The following is a 10,423-nucleotide window of genomic DNA, read 5'->3' as shown; positions in this document are numbered from 1 at the left end:
TCTGCCGGCGTAAGGGAATCCAGCCCCTGCATTCTGGCTTTTTCCTGAATTTCGCCTATCCGGGCACTGTAGTCACCTTGCAATGCCCGCAGCTCTTTGGCAACGGCAACGCACTGGTCAGCGCCTGAACACGTTGCTATCCGCTCCTGAACCTTGTCATACTCCTGCCGATATTTATCCCTAACGGCAGAACGGCAACTGGTATCACCCTGACAATTAACCAGTTCCTCACTGCGTGATTGATTCTTCTCCACACTTAGGTGGTTGTTGTCTACAACAAATGTAAAAACCTTTGTACAATAGCCAAAGTTGGTCCGGTCATCGATCAGATGGTGGCGTTTTAATTCTCACGATTTCCTTTCAAACGGGATAAGATCCAGATTCCTATTCCAGTCGGTATACCTATTACTACCCCTTTTTTTACTGAAAAAACAACATCATCATGCCAACTAAAGATGAATGTTTCGTTTTTCAAATAAACTAAAATCGCAGCACACAGGCATCCTGATAAGACCACCATAATCATAATAATTGTGCAAAATAACAGAAGAATCAGTAATGACTTAAAATGAATTATCATTTTGCTCCTCCTGATTTATCCAGCTTATCTTCAACTTTACTGCCTGTAACTTCACTGGCTATAGCACTACCAATAGCTCCAATAGTACTTGCCGTTTTATCCGATACTATAGGGAAATATTTATTTCCAACGTCGATTACTTTTCCTCCAGCAGTACCTACAACATTACCAACTGCTGCACCTACTACCGGGGCAAGCCCAATCCGTACCCGCAGCTCACTATTAAGGGACGCTGGCTGGCCGCGCTGGGGTTTACCACGGGAACCCCGATCACTATTACCAGCGAAGCCGGACAGTTAATCATTCAAATTGGCTGAGAATGACTGATGGCTAAAGGAAGAGTCCAGTTCTTTAGCTGGACTCTTTGGATAACAACAGGTTAAGGTTGATAATCCTCATATTCCCAGGCAAAGACACGAGATAGTTTTTGTGCTATCTCCATCCAATCTTGCCCCTCGCACTGATCGATATAGTTTGTAATGGTCTTTTTAATTTCATCCAAATTATACTCACGTACCAGAAGCGTATGACGTATCAATTCCGGCTGCCAATGATGGTTACACAGCCATTCAGGTGTACAGATAAAAAGATCAAAATATTCACTCCCACTTTCTGACTCTGGCCCGATTAATAGGGATAAGGTTATATTAATAGTTCCGTCATCTTCACCGGAGTACATGACTGGATCTTTATGCATACAATCTATGCCTTTTAGTACTGCTTTCACTAATGCATCCTCTTTTAATCCAAAATATTTAAATGACTGTTTCCAGTCTTATTTATTTTTCCTTTAGAATCAATTGAATATGTTTCAAAATTGGCTTGCACACCAGTAGTGGCATGGGCACTATTAGGTTTCTCTGATGGTGGTCTATAACCTCTTGTACCATCCGCACTAACCCAGCCATTTCCAGTAGTCTTCTTGGCTCCATCTCCTACCTAGATTTTGCCTAATCTATCCGCGTCTGCTTGAGTTCCTGCCCCAATGCCATAATTGAGCTTACCATTATCACCTTTAACTACAGCCGCCAACCTTGGGTCTTGCGAAGCAATATGACTAAGGTTTCGTTGCACTAAGTCTTCTTTTAACTTCGGATAAGTTGCCGCATTTTCCGCGCCACTTGTGTTTTTCCCTGCTGACTCAGGCTGAGCACCTTTGCCGGCATTATTTTGCGATGATTTTGGTGACGACTTCGGCCCTTTGGCTCCCTCTATCACAATAGGCAGTGTCATCGCCATTGCAGCGGCAGTCTCCTGACTCATGCCCATTGCTTCAAAGCGTTTTGTCCAACCGAGTTCGCCTACCTTGCCTGTGGCCGCCTGACCTAACGTATTCACCGCCGACAGGTAATTTCTGAACTCAACCGGCAATGTGCCATCCCGGTCCATATTTTTGAGGGTACGTTCAAACACCGGCCACTGATCAACCAGATAACCATACTTCTGCGCACACTGGGTCGGGTTGCTGTTGCAGAAGTCCACCATTTCCTGCTGATTACGGATATTGGTATCAACCATCTCCTTGATCACTTGTTTGCAGCTTTCGCCTTCACAGGTGCGGGCTTGATGCGCAAAATTGTCCAGCTCATTCACGCTCAGATAGTTATTCTCAATAGCAACTTATTTAATTTTTAACTATATATATACAGATCAATGTCTAGTCCCGCATTTAACTCGTCAAGCTCTTTGATCATCATTTTATCCAAACTTATTGCTGGTCTAATTCCTTCTTCTATTTTAATTACTATATTAAACTGATAATCAAGCTCATATTCATTAGCTAATTTTACTAAAACCTTTTTTTTGTCCTGTAGTAATACGAATATTTTTCCTAACTGTTCACCAATATCAAGCGACTCTTCATCACCTGTACTCAAAAGCCAACAACTATCTATTCTAAGGCGTTTTTTACCTAGTATAGGATCGCCTTTCACCCAACATTTTGTTGGTTGAATAGCTAATTTTTCAGTTACATCCCCAGGATTTAATTTATCTCCCGAGATCAAAAAATACACACTCACAGTTGATTTACTCATTCGTTATAACCTTATTTAATGAATTCACCTGTTGGGATACCTTCTCCAGTACCCCCTTTTCTGAAAACTCATAGTTCACCAGTTTCTTTATTTACATAAATATCATATTTCGATATATTTTTCTTACCAACAACATCAGATTTAAGCTCATGGGCATCAATTCCATTCTGTTTTAAATACTTGTCATCAGCCATTTTGATATTTGATGGTTTATGTTCATTCTGTCCATTCTTATTTTGATTATCTTCAGGTGGCTGTTGATTTCCTGTACCACCATACTCCTTCTTCTCTTCATTCGTCAGGTTTTCCCCCACATTTGGTTGGCTTTCATTATCCACATAATCTGACGAACATACCCGGCCAAAGGAGCATTGGGTGGCTTTATCTATAGACTCTCCCATTTCCTTCAATTTTTTGTCCACAGTTGAAGCTATCGTCTGATTTGCTTCATTTACGGCTTCACCTGTGTTTGAACCCGCTATCGGTGGTGGTGGCATTGGTACAGCTAGAGCATTATTATCCGCAACAACGCATTCCATTGCGAAGTTGATTACCGAACGCCGATTTTCCCTGTGCATTCAGTCAGTTACAACCCGTTTTTTCCGATGTGCGTTCACCGCCGAACCCAAAACCCCCTGACGCACTTTTCACCCCCGAAGGCCGGTTTTTCTCGCCGTGCCCTTGTCAGTGTAGCCCCTTTTTCGGCAACGGGCGAACGTCGCCCAACTTGCTTGGGCGGCGGGTGCCCAGGGGCGCTGGCTGGCCGTGCTGGGGTTTACCACAGGAGCTCTGATCACTATTACCAGCGAAGCCGGACAGTTGATTATCCGGCTGGTAGAGAACGGTTGACGGCTAAAAGAAAGATCTTAGTCAATTCATAAAGCCGGGAATTTTATTAACATTCTTTTATTCGATTAATAAGTGAAGCCATCACTTCAGTGGCTTCTTCTTTAAATTTAATGCTCCATTCTTTAGTCCAATCACTTGGTCGACCTTGATCTTCCCATTCAGCTAAAGCAACAGAATTAATTATTTCTAATTCAAACCATATTTTCTGATATCGCTCATCATCGTACAGATCCTCTGATGAATTAATGAACCTAGAGAACACCATTAAGTCATCTAATGAGTTAACCGCATCTTTTATCAAGGATTCTTTATTTTCCATATTTCACCGTTACCACTTTACCTGATTCATTAGTAACAATAGATACATTATTCATTGGGTCATAATGAACAGTCGTTCCCCCTTTACTCGGGGTTGATATTCCATTTTTGATGGTATTTTCTACAATAGATGGAGTGATTCCGCGATCTTGCATACGATCCAAGGCATGACCGGAATACTCTCTGTTATTAATAGTCACAGGTTCATTCCTTACGGGTTGGTAAGAGGGATTTTTAGGCTGATTCATCTGCTTCTGTTTACCTCCCATAGGGAGAGTAGCCCCAGAATTTGTATTATTTGCAGAGTTTCCAGATTTACCTTTACCCAATCCTCCAGTCACAGCACCCAGTGCAGCGCTCGCCAGGATTTCTGCCTGCTGCTTATCGATACCGTAGCGGCTTTGCAACTGGTTGGCAAATTCCGTACTCGAAACGACGCCTTCGGCTTCAATCTGCTGGGCCAACAGAGAAGACATGTCATTCTTCATCCGTGAAAGCACATCGTCACCCAGTACGCGATCGATGGCTTGACGTACCAGCATACCATTAGCCGGGATATCGCCGTATTTTTCCTTGCAGGCGGCGGGGTTGGAAGAACACACTGCGATCAGCTCTTTTTGCTGCTTGAGGCTCAGATCTTCCATTTCCTTCGTGATCTGTTTGCAGTCGCCACGTCCCTCACACCCTTTGGCTCTGGCCGCAAAGTCGTCTATCTGATCCGCGCTCAGATAGTTATTCTCAATAACAACTCTTTATGATTTCAGTTCAGTATTAATAGATGCTCCTGTTTTTTTCATTACTAAATCCTCTGCTAACGGTAGGTCTCTAATTAATTTTTCTATTGTTCCTCTAGGATATCGTTCTTCTTGGAATGTTTTTTCATAATTTGTTGTATAAATAAGACGATCTTCATCGCCATCAAAACCCAACCAAAAAATAAAGCCATAATCTGATAATTCAGAGGATAATGAGATAAAGTTCTCCGGTTCTCCTTCAGAAAAATCTAAATCAGACAATGGGATATTCCCAACATCTCGCAAGTTCTTGCGCATTCCGTCTTCAAGGCTCTCTTTTAGTTCAGATATCACCATGTATAGATCCATTGTTACTCCTTTCCCTGGAACTAATGTGTCATTAATTATAAAATTAAACATTCCACTCGGTGAACACAGGACATCAATTTGCTCAATATGGATAGCAATTTGATAAGGATCTCCAATAATCATTTTATTTTCCACCCTTCTTGTTTTTGTAACCTAGACTTCACCTTTCCAGTTAATTCCAATTTATTTTTTGAGTCTCCAGTACTACCAGACCAATGGTAGACACCTGTATTATTTGGTGAAAATCTATGGATATGTCCATTGGAGTCTTTAGCATATCTATGTTTATCAGAATCTATAGATACTGAACCTTCAAAAATGCTCAAAGAGTCTCGTGGTTCAATACCAGCATTCGGTCTGAACCCTTGAGCTCCAGGTGTATGCTTAGAGTTAGATTCAATTTTTAGTCCATTACCTGCAACTGTTGTTTCGGGAATAGGTAATCTGTTATCCCGTCCTTCGGCCAAATAAGCTAAATTATCTTTCGTTGTTCCATCAGGAATTGGGGTCACCGTCGTATTACCACCTACATCCGGCTTACCTTCCGTATTGCCGGTATGATTTGGTGTAATGTCAGACCGATTTTCCTCATTGCCTGTATGGTTCGGTATACTACCCGGCTTTAACTGTTGGTTTCCACCGGTATGATTAGGGTATTTCCTTATATCGTCAGACTGATTACCACCTGTATGTGTTGGCAGATTAGCTGGATCAACAACTTGAGTGTATTTATCCTGAAGTGTATTTAGGTAACTCTGTGTGATTTCATCATTTCCCATCATCTGAAGCATAATCAGATGGTCTAAGTCTTCTGAAGAAATCTTATCAGCGATTTCCTTTGCCACTATTCCGGTTATACCCGCCTTAACGCCTATCTCCAGGACTTTTTCTGTCACTTTGGCTCGACACGGAGCAGCTATTGCACACCCTTCTGTTACCAGTTTTCCCAGGAAATTATTATCGGTAACAACGCATTCCATTGCGAAGTTGACCGCCGACCCCGATTTTTTCTAAAATAATCAGTCTATGCCCCGATGCGCTTTTTCAGTTCAGCAGGTCACGTACTAAAAATACGGATGATGCCGAAGTTAGGCCATATTAGCTTCCAGATGAAATTGCCCGGAAATTAGGATTCGGGTAAGTTCAATTATTCAATAAATGTTCCTTAGCTTTTGATAAAGCATATTGAAGCCAATCAAGATCAACTATCCTAGCATTAGGAGAAAATTCCACTTTGATGTTTTCAAGTCCTTCCTCTTGTTGCAAAAGAGCAAAAAACTCTCCATTACAATAAATTTCAGCTATTAAACATTCATAATCTACATCACTTGCTACGACAATTTTTAATTGATATTTATTATTCATCATGGCTCCAAAAATCCGCGGAAGTTACCCTGAGTATCAAATCTTGCACCACGACCATCCGGTGCTATTACATCGAAACCACCAAAACGATTACCCTCTTGAACCTTAGCTCCTGGTGTTTTGATTATTCCATCCAAAATTTTTTGTCCTTGCTGGTTGATCTGTTCTGGATTTCCTTTAGCAACAGGGAATGCGCTACCTTCACGGCTTCCATGCTTCTGCAAGGCTCTACCAGCAACAGTTAAATTTCCTGCTTTAGCTGCCGGATCAATTTTAGTTCCTGTTTTAGCAAGTTCGGTTACCTCTAATTTACCAAATTTTCCTGCATCTATTGTTTGGACAATAGGCTTATTAAATATACTTTTGGTTGCATTAACCGCTACAGCTTCTGTTTGTGCCGTAGCAGCTTCTGCGGCTGTTTTGCCCACACCGATTACGCCAGCGGCACCCACACCACCCGGTGTTAATGCTTCAGCGACCTGAATACCCGCATTGTTCAGGCAGATTGTCGGAGCAGCTTTACATCCTTCCAGTGCTGCTCGTGCCATCGCAGCAATTTCAGGCGTAGCGGCCACAATTTGGGCCCCCGGCTACTGCCATTCCTCCCACAGAGACAATTAGATTTCCATTAGCTATACCTTTAGCAACATTACTTTTGCAAGCCGTATCACAGTCCGGTGTTTTAGCCAACCAAAATCCCAAGTCTGACCCGGCTGCTGCACCTAGGGCATTATTCTCAGCAACAACTTTCTCTGTCGTGAAGTCTGACGCCGAACCTGATTTTTTCTAATGCACTCAGTCAGTTACAAACCATTTTTCCCAGTGCGGTTTGATGCTTGACCAACAACGCCCCGATGCGATTTTTGAGCCTCATAAGCTATTTTGCTTTGATGCTGTTAAAAGGCAGTGAGTTAAATGGTTGAATAATATTCGAATGCTTTTGAAATTATTTCATTAACTTCACTCTTATAAAGAATAGCCTCTCTGATATCAGGATTAGTGATCGTTTCCCAAAAACCATTCCCATGTTCGTCTTGCTTTAATTCACTATACTTAGCGCCAAGTATCCTAACCATATCACCATGAGAAACAGCAAAAACAACAAAACCAGCATCATTAATATTTTCTGTTGACGCTTGATATTGATAAGATTGCTCAAAATTTTCGGGCTCATCTTGTCCTATCAACTCTGGAGAAATCATTCCTAACATAAAGTTAAAAGCATCTTTAGTTCCTTTTTCAAACAACGCTTTATTTTCCTGAAAAGAAAATAAAGCATTAGTATTGTCTTTCAATGAAAAAACATCTACCCAAAGGGTAGATGTCCTTATTTCTTCAGGGAAAAAAAAACCATCAATACAAAAATGGAAAAGTCCATTTTTATAAGTATCATCACTCCATTCTGGAAGATGTTGTATTAACACTGCAAAACGATATGGATCACCAAAAATCATTTTTATCTCCATTTTCCGGACAAACCAAGTTGTTTTTTGACTTCATTAGGAATGTCATTTTTATTCAATGGATTTTTTACATCACCGGTACTTCCATTCCAGTGATATTCCCCATTGGTCCCTTCGAACCGATGAACATTACCTTTTTCGTCCTTAGCAAATCTAACTTCTTTATTACCATAATTTTTGGAGCTTGGAATTGAATTTTCAAAAAGTTTCAATGAGTCTTTTGGTTCTATTCCCGCATTACGGCGATTTCCATCACCACCAAGAGTATGTTTAGGATTTGATTTATAAACTAACCCATTATTTGCTGTCACTGGATTAGGTACTGGTACAGCACTTCCCTTGACTCCTTTTGCTCCTGCTTTACTGATCCCTCCGGCCACTCCCGCAGACGCAGCAATTCCCGTTTGACCCATAATCTTCACGATTTCCTGGGTGGTTTCTTCTGAGCCGCCGGTGACTTGGGCACGATGGAGCACCAAATTCCGTGATGCGTCAATATTTGACATGGCACCCCGTAAATCTGCCCATTCCCGCACTTCTGCTGGAGTGAGGGAATCCAGCCCCTGCATTCTGGCTTTTTCCTGAATTTCGCCTATTCGTGCGCTGTAATCACCTTGCAATGCCCGCAGTTCTTTGGCAACAGCAACGCACTGGTCAGCGCCTGAACACGTTGCTATCCGTTCCTGAACCTTGTCATACTCCTGCCGATATTTATCCCTAACGGCAGAGCGGCAACTGCTATCACCCTGACAATTAACCAGTTCCTCACTGCGCGATTGATTCTTCTCCACACTTAGGTGATTGTTATCGACTGCGTTCTTCCCGGCTTGAGCCCCGGTAACGGCACTGGCGCTGGAGTCACCAGCAATGCCGCCTGCCAGCCCGGCCGCCAGGGTGGAAAGGGTGCTGATAGTTTGCTTCTGCTCCTCCGTTAACTCACTGACTTTAGCCCCGTCGCCGTAAAGTTGCTTAACCAGGACTTGAGCCGCCAGTTCCCCCGAAGCTGCACCGGCTGCGCCTGACAAGGCATTATTGCCGCTGACTTCCGCCGCCACCGCGCCTAAAATCGCATGGGCCAGCGTGTTGGTGGCAATATCCACCTGATGGGTTTTCGGGTCGGTGGTCAGCTCTTTTATCACGCCCGCCAGATACGGTGAAGCGCCCCCGGCCAGCGCCTGACCGAGATTGTTCCCCGCTAAGCCCTGAATCGCTGCCGTAGCCGCCTGTAGGGCTTTCTGGTAGGTTCCGCCGGTCCCAAAGCCCGAGTCATTCAGCGCCTGTGTGTAAGCGGTATCATAAACTTGCTTATTGATATCCGCCGCAGTCGGGTGTGGATTGCCACTGTCGACCAGTTTTTTTTCTGGCTGCCGCTTTGTCCGGCTCACTGATATGGTCCAGCTTCGCTTTCGCCGCTTTGGTGGCGATAATTTTCCCTTCGGTACTGGCTATCTCGGTCATCTGGGCGCTGATCTCGCCAATCAGTTGCGCCTGTTTCAGCCGTTGCTGCGCTTTTTCCTTATCAAATATCGGACTCAGGACATTGGCGGCGTTATCGGTATCGCGGCTGAGGGTCGCGATATCCTGCGTCTGGTGCGCCTTATCCCGGATAATCAGGTTGCCGTCGCTGACGGCGGCGTGCGTGGTGCTGCTGTCATGGCCCTGGTTATGGGAACCGCTCAGCCCATTGACCGCCAGATTATTCAGGACCTGACCGGCGGTGGGTTGGCCGAGGCTGACGCCCGCGCTTTGCTGCTCAACAGTAAAGTCCGCTTGATTTTTAATATCCTTGAAGCCCAGCGTTCCGGTGTTCAGGGTGTTGTTGGCTTTGTCGGCGGTACTTGCTATCACCGCGCCGTCCAGTTGGGTGTGGTCGCCGACGTTAACCTGATAGCCGCTTTTGCCGGCAAACAACCCGGTCTGCTCCTGCACGCTGTCATAGTTGCTGTGGAGTTTATTACGGCTGGCATTGAGGCTCGCGGTACTGTTAGTGAGGGGGCCCACGGCGGCGCTGACGCCCGCGCTGGCGTTGTGTTGCTGGCTGTCATAGCGCTGGCTGTCCTGCTCGCTGCTTAATGTCAAATGACGTTTTACTTCGGCGGTAATCTGCTCGCCGCTGACCTGAGCGCCTTTTAGCGTCGTATCCCGGCCACTGTTCAGCCCGACGGTCTGTCCCGCCTGTAACGTGGTGTTAGTGTGGCTGACGCCGTTGCCGTTTTCATGGCCGTTGCCCCGACTGACATTGGCCGAGACGCTCAGACCGGTGCCCCCCGGTCCCGCAGTCAGGCCCACGCCCAGCGAGCTGCCGTGGCTGCTGTTTTTGCCGGTCGTCTGTTCGGTGCTCTGGCTGGAGGAGAGTTGAATATCCCGGTTAGCATGGAGTTGCAGGTCTTTACCCGCCTGTAACTGGCTGCCCTGAATGCGGATATCGCCATGCTGGCCTGATGCGTCTTTGCCATCCCCTTTGGCGGTTATGGTGAGGTTATTCCCGGCAGTGAGGTGGCTGCCCTGTTGAGTGGTCTGGCGGTGCTGCTGTTCTGAACGGGAAGACTGGCGACCGTAGGACAGGCTCACCCCGGCCAGATTATTATTGCCTTTGTCGTCACTGCCCTGAGCTGCCGCCAGTCGGCCGGCCTGCGCCGCTTGCACTCCGCTGAGGGCGGCTTGAGTGTTTTGCAGCGCTTTCACTCGCGGGTCACTTTCATTGCGAGC

General features: G+C 45.1%; 13 protein-coding genes and 2 pseudogenes. 2 read left to right on the top strand and 13 right to left on the bottom strand.

Going from position 1 to position 10,423, the window contains the following annotated elements; translation table 11 throughout:
- Positions 1-254, bottom strand: a pseudogene (locus C6H66_RS23165) (hypothetical protein); the annotation flags it as partial.
- A gap of 343 nt (positions 255-597) precedes the next feature.
- Here C6H66_RS23165 and C6H66_RS27805 point away from each other — a divergent pair.
- Positions 598-897, top strand: a complete 300-nt coding sequence (locus C6H66_RS27805) for a SymE family type I addiction module toxin (protein WP_422615635.1) — start codon at positions 598-600, stop codon at positions 895-897.
- Positions 898-959: 62 nt separating this feature from the next.
- Here C6H66_RS27805 and C6H66_RS23150 read toward each other — a convergent pair whose 3' ends face one another.
- The 4 genes from C6H66_RS23150 to C6H66_RS27090 form a co-directional block, all read right to left on the bottom strand.
- Complete coding sequence (locus C6H66_RS23150) at positions 960-1,307, bottom strand: immunity 8 family protein (RefSeq protein ID WP_105396848.1); 348 nt, start codon at positions 1,305-1,307, stop codon at positions 960-962.
- Between the two features lie 212 nt (positions 1,308-1,519).
- Positions 1,520-2,173 carry a hypothetical protein gene (locus C6H66_RS27095; RefSeq protein ID WP_248000795.1) on the bottom strand — a complete coding sequence of 218 codons (654 nt, stop codon included), beginning with the start codon at positions 2,171-2,173 and terminating at the stop codon, positions 1,520-1,522.
- A 38-nt stretch (positions 2,174-2,211) separates the two neighbouring features.
- Positions 2,212-2,616, bottom strand: coding sequence for a DUF4279 domain-containing protein (locus C6H66_RS23135; RefSeq protein WP_105396847.1), 405 nt, complete (start codon positions 2,614-2,616; stop codon positions 2,212-2,214).
- Between the two features lie 68 nt (positions 2,617-2,684).
- Positions 2,685-3,155, bottom strand: a complete 471-nt coding sequence (locus C6H66_RS27090) for a polymorphic toxin type 33 domain-containing protein (protein WP_248000794.1) — start codon at positions 3,153-3,155, stop codon at positions 2,685-2,687.
- A 33-nt stretch (positions 3,156-3,188) separates the two neighbouring features.
- On the opposite strand from C6H66_RS27090, the gene C6H66_RS27800 reads away from it, so the two are divergent.
- On the top strand, positions 3,189-3,497 hold the full coding sequence (locus tag C6H66_RS27800; protein ID WP_422615634.1) for a hypothetical protein: 309 nt from the start codon (positions 3,189-3,191) through the stop codon (positions 3,495-3,497).
- Positions 3,498-3,511: 14 nt separating this feature from the next.
- Here the strand turns inward: C6H66_RS27800 and C6H66_RS23120 are convergent, their stop codons facing one another.
- The 8 genes and pseudogenes from C6H66_RS23120 to C6H66_RS23085 form a co-directional block, all read right to left on the bottom strand.
- A complete protein-coding gene (locus C6H66_RS23120) occupies positions 3,512-3,784 on the bottom strand; it encodes a hypothetical protein (RefSeq protein WP_105396845.1) in 273 nt (90 codons plus the stop codon).
- Entirely contained in the window at positions 3,774-4,427 is a 654-nt protein-coding gene (locus C6H66_RS27085; protein WP_105396844.1) for a DUF4258 domain-containing protein, read from the bottom strand. Before C6H66_RS27085 ends, C6H66_RS23120 begins: the two co-directional genes overlap by 11 nt.
- Before the next feature lie 108 nt (positions 4,428-4,535).
- Positions 4,536-5,009 (bottom strand): Imm42 family immunity protein, encoded by a 474-nt coding sequence (locus tag C6H66_RS23110; protein ID WP_105396843.1) that lies wholly within the window; start codon positions 5,007-5,009, stop codon positions 4,536-4,538.
- Positions 5,006-5,866 carry a hypothetical protein gene (locus C6H66_RS27080; protein ID WP_248000793.1) on the bottom strand — a complete coding sequence of 287 codons (861 nt, stop codon included), beginning with the start codon at positions 5,864-5,866 and terminating at the stop codon, positions 5,006-5,008. Before C6H66_RS27080 ends, C6H66_RS23110 begins: the two co-directional genes overlap by 4 nt.
- Before the next feature lie 163 nt (positions 5,867-6,029).
- Positions 6,030-6,251, bottom strand: coding sequence for a hypothetical protein (locus C6H66_RS23100; protein WP_040150370.1), 222 nt, complete (start codon positions 6,249-6,251; stop codon positions 6,030-6,032).
- A complete protein-coding gene (locus C6H66_RS23095; RefSeq protein WP_105396842.1) occupies positions 6,251-6,826 on the bottom strand; it encodes a hypothetical protein in 576 nt (191 codons plus the stop codon). Before C6H66_RS23095 ends, C6H66_RS23100 begins: the two co-directional genes overlap by 1 nt.
- A gap of 336 nt (positions 6,827-7,162) precedes the next feature.
- Positions 7,163-7,705 (bottom strand): immunity 42 family protein, encoded by a 543-nt coding sequence (locus tag C6H66_RS23090; RefSeq protein ID WP_046397994.1) that lies wholly within the window; start codon positions 7,703-7,705, stop codon positions 7,163-7,165.
- Positions 7,706-7,707: 2 nt separating this feature from the next.
- Positions 7,708-10,423, bottom strand: a pseudogene (locus C6H66_RS23085) (hemagglutinin repeat-containing protein); the annotation flags it as partial.

Source organism: Photorhabdus hindustanensis, from assembly GCF_002968995.1.
Lineage (GTDB): Bacteria > Pseudomonadota > Gammaproteobacteria > Enterobacterales > Enterobacteriaceae > Photorhabdus > Photorhabdus akhurstii.
This window is presented reverse-complemented; position numbering and strand designations above follow the sequence as displayed.